The sequence below is a fragment of the Promicromonospora panici genome (genome assembly GCF_900608595.1).
Taxonomy (GTDB): domain Bacteria; phylum Actinomycetota; class Actinomycetes; order Actinomycetales; family Cellulomonadaceae; genus Promicromonospora; species Promicromonospora panici.
Window position 1 is genome coordinate 145,985 of record NZ_UWYY01000014.1, and the last position, 20,577, is coordinate 166,561.

Annotated in this window: 16 protein-coding genes; 3 read left to right on the forward strand and 13 right to left on the reverse strand. The window is 72.0% G+C overall.

Annotated features, from left to right (window positions below; all coding sequences use genetic code 11):
* Positions 1-10: 10 nt before the first annotated feature.
* Positions 11-967 (forward strand): sulfotransferase family protein, encoded by a 957-nt coding sequence (locus EW117_RS17655; protein ID WP_129788020.1) that lies wholly within the window; start codon positions 11-13, stop codon positions 965-967.
* Positions 964-1,923, forward strand: a complete 960-nt coding sequence (locus EW117_RS17660; protein ID WP_129788021.1) for a sulfotransferase family protein — start codon at positions 964-966, stop codon at positions 1,921-1,923. Before EW117_RS17655 ends, EW117_RS17660 begins: the two co-directional genes overlap by 4 nt.
* A 21-nt stretch (positions 1,924-1,944) precedes the next feature.
* Here the strand turns inward: EW117_RS17660 and EW117_RS17665 are convergent, their stop codons facing one another.
* The 6 genes from EW117_RS17665 to EW117_RS17690 form a co-directional block, all read right to left on the reverse strand.
* Positions 1,945-5,034: an AfsR/SARP family transcriptional regulator gene (locus tag EW117_RS17665; protein WP_129788022.1), complete on the reverse strand. Its 3,090-nt coding sequence runs from the start codon at positions 5,032-5,034 to the stop codon at positions 1,945-1,947.
* A 215-nt stretch (positions 5,035-5,249) separates the two neighbouring features.
* Entirely contained in the window at positions 5,250-5,717 is a 468-nt protein-coding gene (locus tag EW117_RS17670) for a hypothetical protein (protein ID WP_129788023.1), read from the reverse strand.
* A 41-nt stretch (positions 5,718-5,758) separates the two neighbouring features.
* The gene (locus EW117_RS17675) at positions 5,759-6,688 is read right to left on the reverse strand and encodes a hypothetical protein (RefSeq protein ID WP_129788024.1); all 930 of its coding nucleotides are present in this window, start codon (positions 6,686-6,688) and stop codon (positions 5,759-5,761) included.
* Positions 6,689-6,871: 183 nt separating this feature from the next.
* Positions 6,872-7,723, reverse strand: a complete 852-nt coding sequence (locus tag EW117_RS17680; protein WP_129788025.1) for a glycosyltransferase family 2 protein — start codon at positions 7,721-7,723, stop codon at positions 6,872-6,874.
* Positions 7,720-8,883: a hypothetical protein gene (locus EW117_RS17685; protein WP_129788026.1), complete on the reverse strand. Its 1,164-nt coding sequence runs from the start codon at positions 8,881-8,883 to the stop codon at positions 7,720-7,722. The genes EW117_RS17680 and EW117_RS17685 overlap by 4 nt, the downstream gene beginning before the upstream one ends.
* Positions 8,880-9,920 carry a glycosyltransferase gene (locus EW117_RS17690; RefSeq protein WP_165362743.1) on the reverse strand — a complete coding sequence of 347 codons (1,041 nt, stop codon included), beginning with the start codon at positions 9,918-9,920 and terminating at the stop codon, positions 8,880-8,882. Before EW117_RS17690 ends, EW117_RS17685 begins: the two co-directional genes overlap by 4 nt.
* Before the next feature lie 90 nt (positions 9,921-10,010).
* On the opposite strand from EW117_RS17690, the gene EW117_RS17695 reads away from it, so the two are divergent.
* Positions 10,011-11,900, forward strand: a complete 1,890-nt coding sequence (locus EW117_RS17695) for a tyrosine-protein kinase domain-containing protein (RefSeq protein ID WP_277986475.1) — start codon at positions 10,011-10,013, stop codon at positions 11,898-11,900.
* Between the two features lie 34 nt (positions 11,901-11,934).
* On the opposite strand, the gene EW117_RS30535 is transcribed toward EW117_RS17695, so the two are convergent.
* From EW117_RS30535 to EW117_RS17730, 7 genes are all read right to left on the reverse strand, one after another.
* A complete protein-coding gene (locus EW117_RS30535) occupies positions 11,935-12,501 on the reverse strand; it encodes a serine O-acetyltransferase (protein ID WP_277986476.1) in 567 nt (188 codons plus the stop codon).
* On the reverse strand, positions 12,498-13,688 hold the full coding sequence (locus EW117_RS17705; RefSeq protein WP_165362745.1) for a glycosyltransferase family 4 protein: 1,191 nt from the start codon (positions 13,686-13,688) through the stop codon (positions 12,498-12,500). Before EW117_RS17705 ends, EW117_RS30535 begins: the two co-directional genes overlap by 4 nt.
* 32 nt (positions 13,689-13,720) lie before the next feature.
* Complete coding sequence (locus EW117_RS17710) at positions 13,721-15,211, reverse strand: lipopolysaccharide biosynthesis protein (RefSeq protein ID WP_129788030.1); 1,491 nt, start codon at positions 15,209-15,211, stop codon at positions 13,721-13,723.
* Positions 15,208-16,284, reverse strand: a complete 1,077-nt coding sequence (locus EW117_RS17715; RefSeq protein WP_129788031.1) for a glycosyltransferase family protein — start codon at positions 16,282-16,284, stop codon at positions 15,208-15,210. The genes EW117_RS17710 and EW117_RS17715 overlap by 4 nt, the downstream gene beginning before the upstream one ends.
* 131 nt (positions 16,285-16,415) lie before the next feature.
* Complete coding sequence (locus EW117_RS17720; RefSeq protein WP_129788032.1) at positions 16,416-17,948, reverse strand: sugar transferase; 1,533 nt, start codon at positions 17,946-17,948, stop codon at positions 16,416-16,418.
* 136 nt (positions 17,949-18,084) lie between these two features.
* Positions 18,085-18,678: an LPXTG cell wall anchor domain-containing protein gene (locus tag EW117_RS17725; RefSeq protein ID WP_129788033.1), complete on the reverse strand. Its 594-nt coding sequence runs from the start codon at positions 18,676-18,678 to the stop codon at positions 18,085-18,087.
* Positions 18,679-18,804: 126 nt separating this feature from the next.
* On the reverse strand, positions 18,805-20,511 hold the full coding sequence (locus EW117_RS17730; RefSeq protein ID WP_129788034.1) for a DUF4012 domain-containing protein: 1,707 nt from the start codon (positions 20,509-20,511) through the stop codon (positions 18,805-18,807).
* Positions 20,512-20,577: the final 66 nt, after the last annotated feature.

The window sequence follows — 20,577 nt, forward strand, 5'->3', positions numbered from 1 at the left end:
AGGTTTCCCGATGTCCGGAACGAGCACGAGCAGCACGCCCTGGAACGACCGTCGCATCGCCTTTGTCGGCGGCCTTCATCGCAGCGGAACCACCCTGATCGCCCGAATTATTGGTTCGAGCCCGAATGCTTGCGGATTGACCGGAACGGGCGCCGTCATGGACGAGGGTCAGCACATTCAGGACACTTATGTGGGCGGTCTAGGCAATACGTCCGAATGGTCGTTTCACCCACAGGCGCACCTCACCGAGGAGGACGCGAGGCGCTTGCCCGACGCCGGTACGCGGCTCTGGGCGAGCTGGTCGCCCTACTGGGACCTCGACCGCACGGTGCTCGTCGAGAAGTCGCCGCCCAACCTGACGAAGATGCGCTTCTTCCAGGAGATCTTCCCGAGGTCCCGCTTCATCGTCGTCACGAGGCATCCCGTGGTACAGGCGCTGGCCGTGCGCAAGTGGGCGACGCGCACCCGCGGGCGGTTCACGTACGGGTTCCCACGGCTGGTCGAGCACTGGGTGCACGCGCACGACGTGTTCGCCGAGGACGCCCTGCACATCGAGAACCTGCTGGTGCTGCGGTACGAGCACCTGATGCGCGACCCCGCGAACGAGCTCGGCCGCGTCGCGCGGTTCCTCGACATCGAGCTCGGCGACGACGCGGTGGACGCCGTCGACGCCGGGCGGAGCAACCGGTACGCCGAGCTGTGGCGGACCGGCGGCCGGGGTGAGCTGGCCGGCCGGGTCCGGCGCCACGTCGCGCACCTCGGGTCACGCCGGGGCACGCCCCGGGCCGACCTGCTGCGCGACGTGACCGACGCCGCGCTGCTCCCCCGCTACCGGAACGTCGTCAGCGAGCACCTCGGAGACCGGATCCGCGCCCACGGCTACGACCTGGACGCACTGGACGAGGCAGCCCCGTGGGCCCCAATGGTGCACGGCGCTCCGGCGCCCCTGGCGGCGGACGTCCGATGAGAGCCCCGACCCGCATCGTCTACGTCACGGGCTCCGGCCGCAGCGGCACGAGCACGCTCGCCGGAGTGCTGCGCGAGTTCGGCCTGCAGGTGCCGGGGCCTGAGGTCGACGCCGACGCGTCCAACCCGCGTGGCTTCTCCGAGCCGCAGTGGGTGGTGGACTTCCACAACTTCATGCTGAAGGCGGCGGGCGTGCAGACGTCGGACCCGCGCCCCATCGCCTGGCACCTCGTCGACCGGGCGGGCGCCGAGGGGAACGCGCTCGGCCAGATCCGGGCGTGGCTCGACGACCAGATCGCGCGGTACGGCGACCTCGTCATCAAGGACCCGCGGCTGCTCTGGTTCCTCGAGCTCTGGCAGGAGGCCGCGACGGGCACCGGGGCCAAGGCGTCGTGCATCACGATGCTGCGCCCGCCGGCCGAGGTCGTCGGGTCCAAGGCCGCCTACTACAAGGGCCGCGGAGTGGTGGACCGCGTGGCGGGGTGGATCAACCTGATGCTCGGCACCGAGCTCGCCACGCGGGCGACGCCGCGGGCGTTCGTCCGTTACGGCGACCTGATCCATGACTGGGACGAGCCGGTGTTCGGGGCTGCCGCCGCGCTCGACCTGCCCATGGTCGACCCCCGCAACACGGACGCGGTCCACCGGGTGGATGCGTTCATCGACCCCGCGCTGCGCCGCGTCGGTGCCACGTGGAACGACGTGCCCGTCCCGGCGCCGCTGCGCGCGCTGGCCGACGACACGTGGGCCGCGCTCGACGCCCTCCCCGGGCACGACGACGCCGGGACCCGCGCCGAGTTCGATCGGCTCCGCGCGCTCTACCCGTACGTGCACCGCAAGGTCGCGTCGTCGCCGGCCCGGCGGATCGCCCGCATGGTGCCGACAGAGGTGGTGCCGCCCGCGGTCCGCCAGAGCGTCGCGGGCATGCTCTGGCGCTCCCCGGACGCCGCAAACTGACCCCGCACGGCGGCGAGGTAGTCACGCGGCCGGTACCTCACCCAGCCGGGCCCGCACCTCCTCGGCCTCGGGCATGCCGAGCTCGGTGTAGATCGTGCAGGCCTGCTCGTAGTGCGTCCGCGCCAGGTCCGGGTCGCCCAGGGCGCGGTGCGCGTGGCCGACGCCGGCATGGGCACGTGCCTGCTGATCGCGGGAACCCACCTGGACGGCGATACCGAGCGCCTCGGTGTGCGACCGCAGCGCCTCGGCCGCGTCGCCCGCGAGCCGGGCCGCCTCGCCCAGCCCGTTGAACGACCAGGCCTGGCCGCTGACGTCGGCGGTCTCGCGGCACACGACGAGCGCCTGCCCGAAGTACGACGCGGCGTCGTCCGGCTCCTCCAGGTAGAGGTGGAGCATGCCGAGCGAGTCCAGCACGTACGCCCGCATGGTCACGATGCCCAGGGCCTCGGCAGTCGCCAAGGACCGCCGCAGCCGCCCTGCCGCGGTCGTGTAGTCGCCCCGCTCCAGCTCGGTGTTGGCGAGGTTGTTGAGCGCGATGGCCGCGCAGTACCGCGCACCGATCTCCTGGAAGATCGCGAGCGCCTCCTGGCACGCCTCGTAGGCCGCGGTGATGTTCCCCAGCCCGGCCTCGACGCCGGCGACGTTGTTGCGCACCGACGCCTCCACGAAACGGTCGCCGGACCGCCGTGCCACGGCCAGCGCCCGGTAGTGGCCCTCCCGGGCGGCCTTGTGGTTACCGCGCCGATGGTCGATCGAGGCCAGGTTGGTCAGCGTGTACGCCTCGCCCACCAGGTCCCCGGCCTGCCGGAACAGCACGAGCGCCCGGTGGAAGTGTTCGAGGGCGGTCTCGTACCGGCTGGAGCGTGAGTGCCCGACACCGAGCTGGCGCAGGACCTGAGCCTGACCGGTTAGGTCACCTGCTTTCTCGGCGGCGCGCAGGGCGTGCGCGTTGACGACGAAGAGGTCGACCGGATGCGCGCTGTTCACGTAGCGGTGCAGGATCACGGCGAGATCGACGACGTACCGGTTGTCGCGGCGGTCCGCGGCATGTTCGGCGACCGCGGCGAGGCAGCTCCGCTCGGCCTGGAGCCAGTCGCGCGCCGACGTCGGCTCCGACAGGTCGGGAAGCGGGGCGTCCGGCGCCTTGTCGGGCTGGTACTGCACCTCTGCCGGGTACAGGGTGCTCACCGCGGTGTAGGCGGCACCCTGGTAGTAGTCCAGGAGCCGTCGCTCCGCTGTCTGCCGGTCCTCCTCGGACTCCTCGGCGGACGCCAGGTGGGTGGCGTAGGCGCGCAGGAGGTCGTGCATGCCGTAGCGGCCGGGTCCGGTCCGGTGCAGCAGATGGGCGCGGACGAGCGTCTCCAGGACCCGGCGGGCCGCGGTCGGCGCCAGGCCGGTCAGGGCCGCGGCCACGTACTGGTCCAGATCCGGCCCGGGGTGCAGGCCCAGCCGCCGGAAGGTGCGGGCCGCTTGCTCCGGCAGGTGCTGGACCGACCACGAGAAGACGGCGTGGACCGCCGCGTAGGGGTCGTCGCCGGGGTCCAGGAGCTCGAGCCGCTCCTGCCGGTCGGCCAGCTCCGCCACGACGTCGGCCAGGGGTCGGTCCGGCTGGGACGTCGCCAGCACGGCGGCGACCCGCAGCGCCAGCGGAAGCCGGGCGCACTGCTCGGCGAGCGTCGCGGCGGCGCCCGGTTCGGCAACCACCCGCTCGCCGATCAGCCGGTGCAGCAGGTCGACCGCCTCGGCGTCCGGCAGCAGGTCGAGACCCACCTGATGGGCACCGTGGACGGCGACCAGCCCGGCCAGGCTGTCCCGGCTGGTCACCACGACCGCCGAGCCACCGCTCCCGGGCAGCAGCGGCCGCACCTGGGCGACGCTGCCGGCGTTGTCCAGCACGATCAGCATCCTGCGTTCGGCCAGCTCGCTGCGGTATCTGGCGGCTCGTTCGTCGTCGTCCAGGGGGACATCGTGCTCCGGGACGCCGAGCGCGGTCAGGAACCGGGCGAGTGCGTCGGCGGGCCGCACGGGCTGCTCCGGGTCGTAGCCGCGCAGGTTCACGTAGAGCTGCCCGTCGGGGAACCGGTCGGCGACCCGGTGCGCCCAGTGCACGGCGAGCGCCGTCTTGCCGACCCCGGCGGTCCCGCCGATCGCGGTGATCACCACGGCGCGCGCCGACCCGTCCTCGGCCGGGGCGGACAACAGCTCGTCCAGGCGCCGCAGGTCGGCGTCGCGCCCGGTGAACCCGGACACGTCGAGCGGCAGCTGGGCGGGACGAGGCGCCCGGCTGACGCCGGCGGTGTCGGTCGGGTCGGCAGAGTGAGCGGTGTCGGCGGCCCGGCCGCCCGCATCCGGATCCGGTGCCTCGAGCCGCCGTACGGCCAGCTCCGGATCATGCCGCAAGATCCGCTGGTGCAGCTCGCACAGCGCCGCCCCGGGGTCGCTGCCGAGCTCGTCGGCCAGCCGCTCCTGGACCAGCCGGAAGTGCGCCAGGGCATCGGCCTGCCTGTCGCACCGGTACAGCGCGAGCATCAGCTGCCCGGCCAGACGCTCGTCGAGCGGGTATGTCTCCGCTGCGGCGGCCACCTCGGGCAGGAGCTGCGCGTGCTCGCCACGCCGCAGCAGCAGGTCGTAGTGATCCAGGCAGGCGGCCAGCCGCTCGGCCGTGAGCGTCAGGGCGAGGGACCGCAGCCAGTCGCTGTCCAGGTCTGCGAACGGTACGCCCTGCCAGAGTGCCATGGCGTCCTGCCACAGGGCGTCGGCGCGGCCGTCGTCGGCGCACCTGGCCTGCGCGACCAGCGCGCGGAACTGGTGCAGGTCCACCGCGGCCCGTTCGACGTCGAGCACGTAGCCGCCCGACCGGCGTGTCGGCGCCGGGCAAGCTTCGGCGTCGAGCACGGACCGCAGCCGCGAGATGTAGCTGTGCAGCGTCTGCCGCGCGCTGCGCGGCGGCGTCGTGCCCCAGACCCGCTCGACCAGCTGGTCGAGCGAGACCGGTACGCCCGGCTCGACCAGCAGTGCCGCCAGGACGGCCCGCTGACGTGCCGTGCCGAGCGGGACGGGCCCACGGTCGCCCAGGGCAGACACGTGACCGAGCACCTGAAACCGGACCATCGTCTCCCCTGCCTCGGCGTAGAGCACCCGGAGGCAGAGAGTAATCGGCGGCGGACCAGGCGCTACAGCAAATGCAGCGTCGCGCAAAGGGTTGCGGTCGCACGCCCTCAGGCGGTAGGCCCCGCCAACCCCGTGTCAGACGTGCAGGTCACTCCAGTGACCTGTACGTCTGACACGGGGATCAGCGTGGATCAGCGTGGATCAGCGAGGATCGGTCAGTGCAGGAACGACCCGCCACAGGCCGTGTTGTTCACCCACTTGTGGGAGCTGATCGTGTTCTGTGCCGTGACCCGGCCGGTCCCCGGGCCGCCACCGGTCAGGTAGTCGTCGGACAGGGCACTGACGTAGTACTCGGACTTCTTGATGCACGAGTACGCGCCGGTGTAGCCCGTCTTGTCGTACACCTTGACGGCCATGCCCGACGTGCCCTTGTGCAGGATCGAGCTCGCCTTGTTCGTGTCGCCGCTACGGAAACCGCCGGCCGAGTCGCCCCAGTTCGAGTCGTTCCCGTTGGCTCGACCCAGGTAGACGTAACAGTTGCCGCCGTCGTACGCGTAGAAGTAGCCCGACGTCGCGTTGTGCCACGCGCGGTCGCAGTTGGCCGAGGCCTGCGCGGTCGCAGGGAACAGTGTTCCCGCGGCCAGGAGGCCCAGTGTCGCCAGCAGGACAGAGATCTTGCGCATCATGTTCTCCTTCATCGATTGATTCATGGGTAGGTGCGGGCTCAGCCGGCCAGCACCCGTTCGGCGTTCCCCAGCGCCAGGATTTGCATCCGCCGGTAGTCGGCGACCGCGTCGTCGTACCGGTCCAGGCGCCCGCGGTACTCGTTCTCCAGGTCGAGCGCCGTGCTGACCAGCGCTGTCTCCCGAGTGGCGCACGTGGCCTCGGCCACCGCGAGCTCCTTCTCGACGGCGCGCGCCCGCACGTCGCCCAGTCCCTGCAGGAGGCGGTACAGGTCGTCCCGGATCGCGGGCGGGTCGGGGTAGTCGTAGCCGCGCCGGCTCATGCAGTCCGACCAGTCGGCGAGCTCGGCCACGAAGCGCCTGTCCGTGACGATGTCCTCCGCGTAGAGGCCCACGAGGTTGGTGGCCACCTTCTCGGCCTGGAACCATGCCGCGAAGTCCCCGTAGAGCTCGTCCTTCGCCCGCGCGAAGCAGCTGTCGTCCGGGGTCTGGACCGTGCCACCCATCGGCAGCTCGGCAGACAGCATGCCGTCCGACGGGTCTCCGTCGAGTGCGGTGGACCAGCGCAGCCGCTCCGCCTCCGGCAGGGCGTTGGCGTAGGCGTGGTTCGGGTCGCTCTGCTGGATCTCTACGACCCGGTCCTCCAGCTCGAGCCCGTAGCCGTACTCGCGCGCCCAGCCGACGTCGTCGAGCACGTAGCCGGAACCCTGTCGTTCCTCGACGCTCGCCACCGGTACCGGCACGTACCGGAAGCCCTCCGCCGCCATGCAGTCCCGGACCAGGAGCTCCAGTGCCTGGTCCACCTGCACCTGCTCGGCGTCGGTCAGCTCACGGCCCGGCGCGACGGCATCGACGTTCACGGCGTCGGCCTGCGCGGCGTCTCCGGACACCTCCGAACCTGCTGCGGTGCAACCCACCACGGCCACCGCGACGGCTGCCGCCGCACAGGCGGCGAAGAGAGCTCGCCGCATACCGGATCACCTCCTCCACGGACCGGGTTCTGACGTTCGCCCCCGGAGGGCACGGGGGCGAACGTCAAGGCTCACCACCCGGGGGGCGGGCGTGAACGCGGCACCAGCGGCGCCGAGAACCAACGTAGGAAGGCGACCTTGCAGGAAACATGCAGGCGCCTTGCATGCCTGCCAGGGCGGACGTCAGACGAAGAGGGTGCGGTCCGCCAGGCTTCCCGCGATCCGGCCCGCCGTCACGGCCAGCCGCTTGACCCCGCGCCGGCGCACCAGCGGGTCGCGCGAGAGCGTCCTGGCGAGGCCGCCGGCCACCGTGACCGGTACGCGCCACACCGGCAGGCGCGGCAGGCCCGCCGCGCGGAAGCGCTGGAAGACGCGCACCGACTGGCGGCCGTACCGGTACTGCTGGCGGGCCAGGTCGCGCAGGCGCTCCCGCTCGTAGTAGACGACGACGGCGTCGGGCACGGCCCGGGTGGTGAACCCGGCGAGGTGCGCCCGGTAGAAGAAGTCGGACTCGTCGCCGCCGCCGAGCAGCGACTCGTCGAACCCGCCGACGGCGTCGTGCACCGCCCGGGCGAAGCCGCAGTTGGCCCCGATCGGCCGCGGGACATGCCAGAGCTGCGTGTAGGTGCCGGGGTCCGTGCCGAGCACGGTCTCGTCGGGCAGCCGCCGCTCGACGGCGCCCCCGACGCAGTCGGCCCCCGCGCGGCGGGCGCGGTCCATCGCCGAGATCCAGCCCGGGGTGACGACGTCGTCGGCGTCGCACAGCAGCACGAAGTCGCCCTTGGCGTGCGCCACCCCGACGTTGCGCGCATGGTTGATACCCGGGATCGCGCCCGCCCCGACGCCGCGGAAGCGCCGGTCGTTCCGGGCCGCGGCCGAGACGACGTCGCGGCTGTCGTCGCGCGAGCCGTTGTCCGCGACGAGCACCTCGAAGTCGCCGGCGAAGTCCTGGCCGGCGAGGGCTCGCAGCTGCCGGCCGAGCGTCGCCGCCCCGTCCCGGCAGGGAATGACCACGGAGTACGACGGCGACCTCATCGCGTCGCCACCGGAGCACCGGCGGATGTGTCAGACCCTGAGGTCACCCCGGTGTCCTGGGTGTCTGACACGGCGGCGGGATCGGCGTCCGGCGCGGAGGACGGCGGCGGGCGCCACAGGATGACCGCCAGCATCAGGGGCAGCAGCGGCGTCAGATGCCGGACGTACGACCCGTAGTCGGGCTCGAAGACGCTCTGCACGACGGTCAGCCCGAGGACGAGCGCGACGAGCCGCGCCCAGCGTGGGTCGGTCCGCGACTCGTCGGTCGACAGGTGCACCGCCCGGCCGAACATGAACCAGAGCACGAGCAGGAAGGCCGCGACCACCAGGTAGTACGGCGAGAGCCGGACGATCAGCGGCAGCGGCACGGCGAACGTCAGGAGCACCAGCGCCGAGTTGAGGAAGCTCCCGACCGGCCCCTCCAGGTCGAAGAACGGCTCGATCAGGGTGCGCGTGTCCACGTCGCCGATCCGCATCTCGTTGACCTTGGTCCGGTAGAAGTCCAGCTCCACGCCGAGATAGTTCTGAAAGACGACGGACAGGACGACGAGGGCGGCCAGCGCCGCGCCGATCATCCGGCGCACCGAGAACCGCCGCGCCATGACCAGCCGGAACCCGATGTAGCCGCCGATGACGAGGTACCAGTAGTCGCGGAACTCGTGCGCGTAGTACGCCATGGCCGCGATGAGCGCGAGCTCCGGCCACAGCCCACGCCGTGTCCACAGGGCGATCAGCGCGATCGGGAGCACGAACACGTCCTTCGAGTACGTGCCCACGTAGACGACGGCCAGGACCGTCGAGCCCGCGATGAGCGCCAGCCCCATGAGCCCGGCGTTGTCGATCCGCCCGCGCAGGGAGACGAGCACCACGGCGACGAACAGCAGGTAGCCGACCATCGCAGCCCACGTCGGCTGGTCCGCGAGGCGGAGCTCGCGATAGATCATGCCGACCGTGCTGAAGGACTTGTCCGAGTCGTAGCCCTGGTAGCCGCCGGCGATCGTCGCGATCTTCTTGCTGTCGTACAGGAAGCGTGCCGGGACGAACGGGCTGCCGAGCAGCACGAAGCACGCGCTCCCCACCAGGAACAGTCCGACGAAGAGCTGCTTGATCGTCCGGTCCCCGTCGATCTCGCGCCGTTCCCGGTGCGGCGTGCTCGTCACGACACCAGCGCCCCGCCGGTGGCCGTCGCGTACGCCATGACGACGCCGTCGTGCAGGGCCTCCTCGTCCATCTCGCCGACGAGGTGGTCTCCCGACTCGATCATGTGCAGCCGCTGCTCCGCGTCCTCGATGGCGGCGCGGGCGGCGATCGCCGCCTCCGCCGGTGACTCGACGGCGGTGAGGCGCGAACCCTCGAACGCCGGGATCTCGCGCACGATGGTCGGCAGGCCGACGCGGGCGGCGTCCAGCACGCTGATCGGGAACCCCTCGTACGAGGCGCAGTGCAGGTAGACGTCGGAGGCGGCCATCTGCCGCATGACGTCGTCTGCGGCGAGCCACCCGGTGACCTCGACGCCGACGTCGGTCAGCTCGCGCACGAGGACCGGGTCACCGTCGCCCAGCCAGCGGAAGGACAGCCCCAGGCCGAACCGGTCAGCGAGCCGCGCGGTCTCCGCGAAGAACCGCGGGTCCTTCTGGGCGACCACGCGGCCGACCATCGTGACGGTCGGCCGGTCGCTGACCACCGCCCCCGAGCGCGCGCCGGCCTCCCGGACCGCCGCCGACGACGGGGCGTTCGGGATGCGCACGATGTCCCGCACGCCCATGGACCGGGCGAGGCTCTCTTCGCGCGGGCTCACGGCCGCGACCACCGTCCCGTTCGCCGCGAGGGCCTGCTCCAGTGCGCGGACCACCCGGCGCACGGGCCCCGGCAGGTTCGGCCGCTCGAAGTAGTAGCAGTGCGGCTGGTAGACGACGGGGACCGGCAGCTTCCTGACCCGCGTGTACACCCCGGCCCAGCTCGAGTGCGCGTGCACGACGTCGGGCGCCACGTCGTCGACGACGCACCGGACCGCCCGCACCCGGGCCGCGATCCCGTCCGGAAGGTGTGCGGTGCTCTTGTACTCGCCGCGCCCTTGCGTGCTCTCGATCCCGGTGGACAACAGGTGGTGTTCGGCCTCTGGAACCAGTTCCGTGATGCGGTCGATCGCGCGCCCGACGCCCCCGGAATAGCGATCCGTGACATGCAGAATTCGCAACTGCGCCCCTCCGTCGCGTGCCCCATTTCGCCCCGAAAAGGACATAAATCCCAGCGGGCGCGCTTCTACCGAACGTCGGTTAGATTACCAATGGAAGCGCAGGTAGGCGCGGCAACGGGACCCACTGGACGACTCTGTACGACGCAGATCGGCGCGCTTCTATCGGCCGACCGAAACCGAACGATCGTGCATCATCAGGGGAACGCGTTGAACGTTACCGAATACCTCAGGATCATCCGTAAGCACTGGGTTCCCGTCACCGCTCTGGCGCTTGTCGGAATCGTGTTCGCCAGTATCTTCGCGTTCACCAGGACGCCCACTTATACGACGACCTCGCAGGTATTCGTGTCGTTCCACGGCGCGGAGTCCACCTCCGAGCTGGCCACCGGCACCACCTACGTCCAGCGCCGCGTCGTGTCGTACGCGAACCTGGTGCGCAGCGCCCAGGTGCTCGAGCCGGTCGTCGAGGAGCTGGGCCTCGACACGAACGCCGGCGAGCTGGGCACGCGGGTCCAGGCGGCACCGGTCACCGACACGGTGCTCATCGACATCACGGCGACGGACGCGGACCCGACGCTGGCCGCGCGGATCGCGAACACCGTCGCCGAGAGCCTCGCCGGGCGCGTCGACGAGCTGGAGACACCGCAGCGGACCGGCGACTCCCCCGTCCAGCTGCAGCTGGTGCGCGAGGCCGTCCCGCCGGGCTCGGCGAGCTATCCGAACATCCCCGTCATGGTCCTCGTGGGATTCCTCCTGGGCGCGGCCCTGGGTATCGCCGTCGCCGTCCTGCGCGAGATCGTCGACACCCGGGTGCGGTCGGAGCAGGACCTGCGCGCCATCACCGACTCGGCGGTCATCGGGACCATCACCATGGACGACGAGGCGAAGAGCAACCCGCTCGTCGTGCAGACGAGCCCCTACCACACGCGGTCCGAGGCGTTCCGGCGGCTGAGGACGAACCTGCAGTTCCTCGACCTGGACGGCGGCCCGCAGGCCCTCGTCGTCACGTCGTCGGTGCCGAACGAGGGCAAGTCGACGTCGGCCATCAACCTCGCCATCACGCTCGCCGACGCCGACGCGAAGGTCCTCCTGATCGACGCCGACCTGCGCAGGCCGTCGGTCGCCGGGTACCTCGGCATCGAGGGGTCCGTGGGGCTCACGACCCTCCTGATCCAGCGGGCGACGATCGACGACGTCATCCAGCCGTGGGGCTCCGCGGGCCTGTACGTCATCCCGTCGGGTGCCGTGCCCCCGAACCCCGCCGAGCTCGTCGGGTCCAAGACGATGGCCCGGCTGATCAAGCAGATGAGCGAGCAGTTCGACTACGTCATCATCGACACGCCGCCGCTGCTGCCCGTCACCGACGCCGCGCTCATCGCCAAGATGACCAGCGGCGTCCTCATGGTGGCCGGCGCCGGGCAGATCCGCCGCGAGCAGCTGCGCCAGTCGCTCGCGAACCTGTCCGCGGTCAGTGCGCGGGTGCTCGGGATCGTCCTGAACAAGGTCAGCCGGGGCGCCGACACGTACGGCGCCGGTTACGGCTACTACGAGTATCGGCCGCACCACGAGGGCACCGACGGCAAGCCCGACACCAATGGCAAGCCCGGCAAGAAGACCCGCGGCCCGGGCAAGAAGAAGCCGGCCCGGCCGGCGCCCGCCCAGGAGCACACGACGGGCATCCGGGCGGAATCGGCACCCACAAAGCGCATCGCGGAGCCCGTGTCGATCGCCCACCCGGTGGAGCCCGTGCAGCCCGCCCGGTCCGGGCCGACCGCCCAGCCCGCCGACCAGCGCACCCGGCTCGCCGCCCCCGCACCCGGGAATGCCCGGCCGAGCGACGTCCCCGCACACCGGAACACAGTGACCCAGCAGCAGCCGATCGCGCCGGTCTGGGCGCCGGTCCGCGGCCTCGCCCCGACCAGCGAGCTCCAGACGATCCGTGTCTCGGACCACACGATGACCGCCCGCAACAACCGCTAGTGTCCGGGCTGGACCCGCGGTCCTCACCAGTTCTTCAGGGGATGATCCGGGCCGGCACGCCGACGGCGGACGCGTCGTCCGGGACGTCGGTGAGCACGACGGCGTTGGCCCCGATCCGGGCCCTGTCGCCGATCCGGACCGGGCCGAGCACACGGGCGCCGGCGCCGACGTAGACGTCGTCGCCGAGCACGGGGTCGCCGTCCTGCCCCGTGCGTGACCGGGCCGCGCCCAGCGTGATGCCCTGCTGCACGCGGGCGTCGCGGCCGATGACCACCCCGGAGCCGATGACGACCCCGGTGGGGTGCCACAGGACCAGCCCGGGCCCGATCCGCGCCGACCAGGCGATGTCCGCGCCGGTGATCGCGTGGTTGACCTGCTTGAGCACGGAGCCCAGCACGGGTACGGAGCTACCCGCGCGCGCCGAGACGCGGTACAGGAACGCCGCGAGGAACCGCATCGTGAGGACCGTCGGCAGCACCCCGGCGGTGCCAGGACGGCGCGGGTCGTCGCTGCGCCGGTTGGCTGCGAGGTCGGCGAACGGACCCAGGGGCTCCGGCCCGGCGGCGCCCTGCGTCATGTCGTCCCTCGTGTCGTGTGTCATCGGGTGTCCACCAGACCTTCGTTCGTCGAGTCGGCGGGGCGCCCGCGGCCCGAGGCCCCACCGGCCGAGGCCACGCCGTCCGAGCCCACCGGCCCTCGCAGGCTCCAGCGCGCCCGGCCGACGGCGCGGGCCGCAGCGCCGATCGCCGCGCCGAGCCGGTCGCTCCCGGCGGTCCAGTCGTAAGCGGTCACGCGTTCGACGGCGTTCCGGCGCAACCGGTCGCGGAAGGCGGCGTCCGCCATGATCCGCGCCGCTGTCCCAGCGATCGCGGCCGGGTCGCCCGGCGGCACGACCACGCCGTTGCCGAGCTCGCGCACCACCTCGGCCTGCCCCGGCACGTCGGTCGCCACGACGGGGAGGCCCGCGGCCGCCGCCTCGATCACCTTGAACGGCGAGGTGCCCCGCGCGCTCGCCGCGACGGCGCCGCGGGTCGCGAACGCGAGCGTCGCCTCGCCCAGCACGCGCGCGACGTCGGCCCGGCCGAGTGTCCCCCGCCACTCGATGCCGGCGGAGCGCCCGGCCAGGACCTTCTCGCGCTCGACACCGTCGCCGACCACGACCAGCCGCAGCCCGTCCGGCCAGTCCGGGCGCCGTACGGCGTCCACCAGGTCGCCGATACCCTGCCACGGCGCGAGGTTGCCCACGAAGACGCCGTACGGCGGCTGCTCGGGCGTGCGCCGGGCGGCGGCGAACAGGCTGACGTCCGCCCCGTTCTCCAGGACGGTCACCTCGTGGGCGGGCCGCCCGGTCACCTCGACCACCCAGCGCGCGATGCCCGCCGACGGCGCGAGGACCCGGTCCGCGATCACCAGCGGACGCAGGGCGATCCACCGCAGCAGGCGCGAGCGGCCGATCCACGGGTGCACGGCCTCGACCTCGGCCAGTACGCCCTGGGCGCAGACGACCGCGGCCCCACCGCGCAGGCGGGCCGCGACCAGCGCGGGCAGCGCGAACGGATGCCACCGCACGACGACGACGCCGCGGGCGGGCTGCCGGACCGAGTCCAGCATCAGCCGGGCGAGACGTGCGACCCGGCCGCCGGACCCTCCGCGCTGGGCGACCACCCGGTCCGGCTCGACCCCGAGCGCGGTGAGGCGCCCGATCGTCCCGTCCAGGTGCACGCCCGCGGCGGCCGACTCGGCGGCCCCCTCCAGCCATACCAGGGTCAGCCTGGTCCCTGCGTCCACGCGTTCTCCTTCTGTGTTCACGAGCCCCGAGCTCATGCGGCGGCACCCCTGCGCAAGAGCAGCCGCGCGCCGCGCCGCAGCACGCCGAGGTCGGCCCGGAGCCTGCGCCACAGCAGTGCCTGCAGCGCGAGCACGGCGGCCCAGACGAGGAGCCCGACACCGATCGTCAGCCAGGGGCTCATGCCGGGCAGGCGGCTCGCGACGAGCCCGCCCGCCGCGGCGGCGACACCGTGGCTCACGAAGGCCCGGGCTCCGTTCCAGAACAGCGCCCGCGCGGGCGCGTCGGTCACCCGGCTGACCCACCACAGGCCCAGCGGCCAGACGACGGCGGTCGACGCCGCGTATCCGAGCGCGGCGCCGGTCATCCCGAAGAAGCTGCCGCCGCCGATCGCCAGCAGCACCACCGGACGGGTCACGAGCGTGAAGCGCAGCAGCGCCCCGGTGCGCCCCGACGACTGGAACACCCAGTTCGGCGCGAAGTTGGCGGCCTCGAAGACCCCGCCGACCGCCAGGATCGCGAAGGCCGGGGCGGCCTGCGACCAGCGCGGGCCCAGCACCACCTCGACCACCGGGCCGGCGAGCGCGGACGCCAGCATCAGCGCCGGAACTATCGCATGCAGCAGGATCGTCTGGCCGAACAGCAGGAACTCGCGGTAGCGGGCGGCGTCGTCGTGCACCCGCGAGAGCACCGGGAGCGCCACGCGGCTGGCCGGCCAGGTGGCCTGCCGGATCGGGAGCGCCATCAGCTGGTACACGCGGCTGTAGAGGCCGGCGACGCCCGCGCCGAAGCGGACGCCGAGAATCGCGGTGTCGATGTTCCGGGTCGCGTAACCGAGCAGCTGGGCGCCCAGCAGGTTCGCCCCGTACCGGACGAAGGGGCGCACGGAGACGTCCCGCCGCGGCCACCCGGGAACCCAGCGGCCGGCCGCGATCACCCCCACCGACATCACGAACGCCGCGACGAGCTGCTGCGCCACGAGCGCCCAGTAGCCGCCGTCCGCCAGAGCGATCAGGATCGCCGCGCACAGTCCCGCCACCGGTCCGGCCACGTCGGCGACAGCGGCGGCGCCCAGCCGCATCCCCCGCACGAGGCTCGCCCGGTGCTGGGTGGCCACGCTGTTCAGCACGAAGCTCAGGGACACCCATCGGGTCACGTCCGTGAGCTCCGGCTGCCCGTAGAAGGCGGCGACCAGCGGCGCGCACGCGATGCCGATCCCCGTGAGGACGGCGCCGATGAGGGTGTTCAGCCAGAACAGGTTGTCCCGTTCGGCGTCGGACAGGGTCCTCGCCTGGATGGCGGCGTTGGCCAGGCCGAAGTCGCGCACGGTCTCGGCGACGCCGACGAGGGCGAGCACCATCGCGAGGTAGCCGAAGGCCTCCGGGGCCAGCAGCCGGGCCAGGACGACTATCGACACCGCCTGGACGCCGACCTTGAGCAGCTGGCCGCCCATGGTCACGGCGCCCCCGCGGGCCGCTTGCCGGCCGAGCGGCGCCGGGTCCGTCCCGACGGACGTTCCGCTCACTGTCGCCGACCGACGTCGGGCACTACCTTGTGATACGCCTCGGCGTGCCGCCGTCCGACCAGCTCCCAGTCGCGGTCCGCCAGGTGGGGACGCGTCCCGCGCTCGAGGGTCAGCCGCGCGACGGCCATCGCCCGCAGCAGGTCGCCGCGCTGCAGATCGCCGTCGAACATGATCACCCAGCCTTCGCCCACCTCGCGGGCGAGCGCGTCGGTGGCGGTGGTGCGGGGCACGAGCACGGGCCGGTCCAAGGACAGGGCGAGCAGCGCCGCCCCGGAGTTGTGCATCTGGGTGTACGGCAGCACGACGAGCTCGGCGCGCCGCACCTCGTGCGCGAGCACCTCGTCGGACACGAACTCCAGCCGCGCCTCGACCCGGTCGTCGGCCGCGGCGACCGCGGCGATGTGGGCGGCGAGGGCGGCGTCCTGCGACTTGCCCGCGATGGTCAGGCGCATCGCCGGGTCGTCGGAGGCGCGGAACACCTCGAGCAGCCGCTCGATGCCCTTGTACCTGCGGATCAGGCCGAACTGGAAGAGGCGCCCGAGCTCCGGCGTCGTGCGGGGATCGGGCGGGAACACCGACCGGTAGTGGCCATGCGGGATCGTCGCGTTCCGCACGCCGGACGGCAGCGGCGTCGTCGGGTTGAGCCGGATCCACAGGGCGGTCCGGCGGTCGAGGGCGTCCAGGAACCGGCGCTCCAGCCGGCCCCCCGACTCGTGGGGCACGATGTTGTGCGCGGTGCGCACCACCGGCGTCTCGGTCAGCTCCAGCCGCAGGAGCAGGGCGTAGGAGAGCACCTGCTTGACGAACCGGCCCACCGGAGTCCGCTGCCGGACGAGGAATTCCGGCCAGTGCACGTGCAGGACGTCGTAGACGCCGAAGATCGCGCGGAACCACGAGAAGGTGAGGATCTGGATCTCCGGCGGCGCCCCGCCGATCATGTGGTCGACGTATTGCGTCGTGCCGTTCGGCGCCGGAAGCACGTGGAGCACACGGATCCGCCGGCTCGTGGCGACGTCGCCTGCCGGCTCCGTGGGGCCCTCCGCCGTGCCTGCGCGGTTCTTCAGACGCACCATGCCCCCTTCACGCACCATGCCCTTTCACACGCAACGGACCTCTACCCGAACCGCGGATAATTCGGTGAGCTCGACATCCGGCAATGGCTGCAAATCGTATTCCTGCGGCTAATGTGGCGCATCCGGGACGATCAATAGGCTCCGCTCGGCGCGAAGACCTCCCGGGCGGTGCGCAGCATGATCCCGATATCACCGAGCAGGCTCCAGTTCTCCACGTAATAGAGGTCCAGTCGCGTGCCCTGGTCGATCGACAGGTCGTTGCGGCCGCTCACCTGCCAGAGTCCGGTCAGCCCGGGCTTCACGAACAGGCGGCGGCGCAGCGCGTCGTCGTACTGCGCCACCTCGAGCGCCACCTGCGGCCGCGGGCCGACCAGGCTCATGTCGCCCTTGATGACGTTGAGCAGCTGGGGGAACTCGTCGAGGGAGTACTTGCGCAGGAACCTGCCGAGCCGGGTGACCCGCGGGTCGTCCTTGCGCTTGTAGAACACGCCGACGTCGCCGTCGAGCAACTCGACGAGGCTCGCCTCGGCGTCGGGCCGCATCGAGCGCAGCTTGTAGAGCGTGAACGGCCTGCCGTTCAGCCCGATCCGCTGCTGCCGGAACATGGCCGGCCCGGGGCTGGTGAGCCGCACGCAGAGCGCGAGAACGAGCAGAGGGACCGCCACGACCACGCCGATCAGGGCCGCCACGACGATGTCGAAGACTCGCTTGATCGCGTGCTGGAGGCCGGTGTAACCAGGCGGCGCGACCTGGACCACGGGCACGCCGTCCACCGGCGTGATGAGCAGCCGCGGGCTGGCGACGTCGGCCAGCGCCGGGACGACGACGAGCTCCGCCCCCGTGGCCTCGAGGTCCCAGGCGAGCTGCTTGAGCGCCTCGGGGGTGGCACTGTCGGACGCCGTCACCGCCACGACGTCGACGTCGATCGCGCGGGCGGCCTCCGCCGCGTCCTCCATCCGCCCGAGCACGGGGACTTCGTCCACCGGCGAGGGGATGTTCGTCCCGCCCGGCAGGCAGACGCCCACGACCAGGAAGCCCGCCTCGTGCGCGCGCTCCACGCGGCGGCACAGGTCGAGGACGGCGTCCCGCGCGCCGACGATCAGCGTGCGGCGCTGGAACCGCCCGTGCGCGCGCTCCGCGTGCAGCCGCACCGCCAGGATCCGCCGTCCGACGACGAGGAACACCAGGCCGAGCGGCAGGGTCACCGCCACGTAGGAGCGGGCGAGGTCGAACTTCACGAGGTAGCAGACGATCGCGGTCAGACCGAAGAGCGCGAGCGTGCCGCGGGCGACGCGGATGTACTCGTCGCGGCCCGAGCCCAGGATGCGCGGGCTGCGCGCCCCGGCGAGGCCGAGCGCGATCACCCAGGCCTCGGCGAGCACCACCGAGATGAGGACGTACTGGCCGCCACGCGGTTCGAAGAGCTCCACCTGGACCTGCCGGTCGAAGCGGAGCACGTATCCCAGCGCCACGGCCGCGACCACCGCGGCGATGTCGACGAAGAGGGCCCTGCCGTAGACGATCTCCTGCCAGGGGCCGGCCGGTCCCCGGCGCGGTGGAGGAGCGGTCATCGACGCCGCGAGCCGGTCGGCCTCGCGGTCCAGCTGCGCCTTGAGCTCGGCGGCTTCTCGATCGACGTCGGCGGCGTTCGGGTCGATGGTCATGGCCACTCCTGGACAGGTACATCGAGGCTGGTGCGAGAACGACCGCGCGCTGCCCCTCACCTCGACGGTGAGGTGCAGCGCGCGGTCGATCAGGGAACCGCGTGAGGGCGGTCCCGGATGGATCAGTACTGCTGGATCAGTTCCGGCGGGTCGCCCGGACGCGGCTCACGACGATCGCGGCCACTCCGGCGAGCAGGAGGCCGCCGGCGATGGCGAGGTACGGCAGGCTCGTGGACCCGGTCGAGGCGAGGCTCACACCGCCCCCCGCACTGCCCGCGCCTGCACTGCCTGCACCTGCACTGCCTGCCCCCATGGGGGATCCCGCCTCGACGGCGGTGATCGTGTAGGTCTCCGAGAGCGCCTGACCGTCCGCGTCGAGGGCCTGGACCATGTAGTCGCCGGCCGCCGAGAGGCTGGCCGTGTCGGTCGCCGTGCCGTCACCGCCGACAAGGAGCTGGGCAGAGTCGGCGCCGGCCACGTCCACGGCGTCGTCGGCGGCGGCCGCCTGGCCCGCGAAGGAGACCTGCACGGTGACCGTCCCGACCGGCGTGTCCGCGCACTCGACCGTGAAGCCGACGGGCTCCCCTACCCTGACCGACTGACTGTCGAAGGTGATCACACACGGGTATTCGCTGTAGTCGGTGTCCGCCTGATCCGCATGCGCGGCCCCGGCCGGTGCCAGCGCGGCCGCCGTGGCGATCACAATGGCGCTGATAACGCGTCGAAGCATTACTCTGTTCCCCTGGATAGTGACTATCTGCTGCACGTGATAGATGCCAAGCACCGGCCTGCGTGCCCCGCATATCCAGCTCGGTAACACGCGCGCCCCGAAACCGGACCGATCAGTCGGTCGGAGTCATTTCCCGAACGTCACCTTGACCGGCCTGGGCCCTGGTGTCGTACGAAGAATAACGTCCCCGTCCTGGTGCTTCCCAGAGATAATGGCATAGGACACAGAGGCTGTCTCGCCAGGGTGAAGTTTTATGTCTTCAAATACTCGCGACAGCCCATCGTGCTTTTGCGGAGAAACACCGATCTTCTCGGAGTTTTCGGACGCCTGGACGATCCAGCCGCCGGCTGGCGCATAGACGACGGAACGCATGCGGATCAGGCCCGGATCGCTCTCGTCGTTGCCGACTATGTACTCCGGCAGGCTGCCCGTCTCGGCCTCGTCGACGCGTGACGTATAGGTCACGGTCACCTGCAGCTCCCGCGATCCGTCGGGCCGGCTCCCACGCCCGACGACATTCACGGCGGTGTCGAGGTAGTAGCCGATCTTGGCCATCTGCAGACCGTGGGTGAAGACGCCGACCACCGGCCGAGAGCCGTCTACGCCGCGCAGCCCGCCGTCGAGCACCGTGCCCTCGAGCAGGTCCGCCTCCGACTGCTCGGCCGACCACACGAGCAGCCGCCCCTGGCGCGCGGCGACCGCCAGGGCCTCCACCATCCCGCCGGGCTCGCCCGACCCCGTGGACAACGACGCGAACGCCGTCTCCGCGATGTCGGCGAAGATCAGGTCGGCACTGTCGGGCGTCTCCGTGAGATATATGCCGTTGATCAGGTAGCTCACCAGGTCGGAGCCCAGCAGGCGCGGACCGGAGCCAGCCTGGACCGGCCCGTTGGACTTGAGGACCTCGGCCAGCGCCGCCGGGTCGGTGGCCAGCACGCCGTCCACCGTCTGCCCCGTCTCGGCGGCCCACATCGCCCGCGCGATCTCCGCGGTACGCGGGAAGTCCGGCGTCGACGTCACGTTCTGCATCCAGCGTCCGAGCTTGTCGCCGAACACCGCCTGCTCGTCCTCCGTCAGGTCTGCGGCAGGCGCCCTGAACGGACCGACCTCGCTGGCGGGAAGCTGGTCGGTGAGCTCGATCCGGCCCTGGTCCGCATGCAGCACCAGCACGGTTCCGACGATCCCGCCCAGCGCCCGCGGCTCCGCGTTGTTCTGCACCAGCACCAGGTAGTCGCGGGGCCCGTCGGCGCCCAGCATCGGCGGGATCAGCTGTGCCGCGCGCGCCGCCGTCGCCGTCGACATCCGCAGGTCCGCGAGCTGTCCTTCCAGGTCAGCGAGGGCAGCAGACACCTGCGGCAGCACGGACGCGCGGTCGACGCCGGCCACGCGGTGCAGCGCGTCACCGACCGACTCGTCCGCTCGTTCGACGTCGGGCGCGGCGTCCTGAAGGGGTGCGAGATCCACGTGTCCGCCCTTCGGGGCGAACGACGCCGGGTCGGCCACCTCGATGACCTCGGCGAGCCGCGGCAACGGCCCGTGCGCGAGCCCGTCGACCACTGTAGCCATGGTCGCCAAGGCCCCCGCCGTCGGCCCGACGCCGGGCAGCCTGCTCACGAACGACCAGTGCGGTCCGTCCGTCGCGTCCCGGGCGTCGGCGGCGTGCTTCTGCAGGTCAGCCACTGTCACGTCGAGCTGCTCGGTACGGCCGGCGACCGCGTCTGCCTGCAGCGTGGCGACGCCCTTCGCGGCCTGTTCCAGGGAGTCGCGGGCCCTGGCGGCGTCGACCGCCACCCAGACGATGAGGAGCGTGAGGACCAGGAGCAGCACGGCCACGCCCAGCGCCGCCACCTTCAGGTCCCGAAGCCGCCGGTGCGTCCAGAACACCGGCTTGGGCAGCGG

What these genes read in the sequence shown, in the direction of transcription:
- EW117_RS17655 (WP_129788020.1), top strand. Translation starts at nt 11, where the DNA reads ATGTCCGGAACGAGCACGAGCAGCACGCCCTGGAACGACCGTCGCATC.
- EW117_RS17660 (WP_129788021.1), top strand. Translation starts at nt 964, where the DNA reads ATGAGAGCCCCGACCCGCATCGTCTACGTCACGGGCTCCGGCCGCAGC.
- EW117_RS17665 (WP_129788022.1), bottom strand. Translation starts at nt 5,034, where the DNA reads ATGGTCCGGTTTCAGGTGCTCGGTCACGTGTCTGCCCTGGGCGACCGT.
- EW117_RS17670 (WP_129788023.1), bottom strand. Translation starts at nt 5,717, where the DNA reads ATGCGCAAGATCTCTGTCCTGCTGGCGACACTGGGCCTCCTGGCCGCG.
- EW117_RS17675 (WP_129788024.1), bottom strand. Translation starts at nt 6,688, where the DNA reads ATGCGGCGAGCTCTCTTCGCCGCCTGTGCGGCGGCAGCCGTCGCGGTG.
- EW117_RS17680 (WP_129788025.1), bottom strand. Translation starts at nt 7,723, where the DNA reads ATGAGGTCGCCGTCGTACTCCGTGGTCATTCCCTGCCGGGACGGGGCG.
- EW117_RS17695 (WP_277986475.1), top strand. Translation starts at nt 10,011, where the DNA reads ATGGAAGCGCAGGTAGGCGCGGCAACGGGACCCACTGGACGACTCTGT.
- EW117_RS30535 (WP_277986476.1), bottom strand. Translation starts at nt 12,501, where the DNA reads ATGACACACGACACGAGGGACGACATGACGCAGGGCGCCGCCGGGCCG.
- EW117_RS17715 (WP_129788031.1), bottom strand. Translation starts at nt 16,284, where the DNA reads ATGGTGCGTCTGAAGAACCGCGCAGGCACGGCGGAGGGCCCCACGGAG.
- EW117_RS17720 (WP_129788032.1), bottom strand. Translation starts at nt 17,948, where the DNA reads ATGACCATCGACCCGAACGCCGCCGACGTCGATCGAGAAGCCGCCGAG.
- EW117_RS17725 (WP_129788033.1), bottom strand. Translation starts at nt 18,678, where the DNA reads ATGCTTCGACGCGTTATCAGCGCCATTGTGATCGCCACGGCGGCCGCG.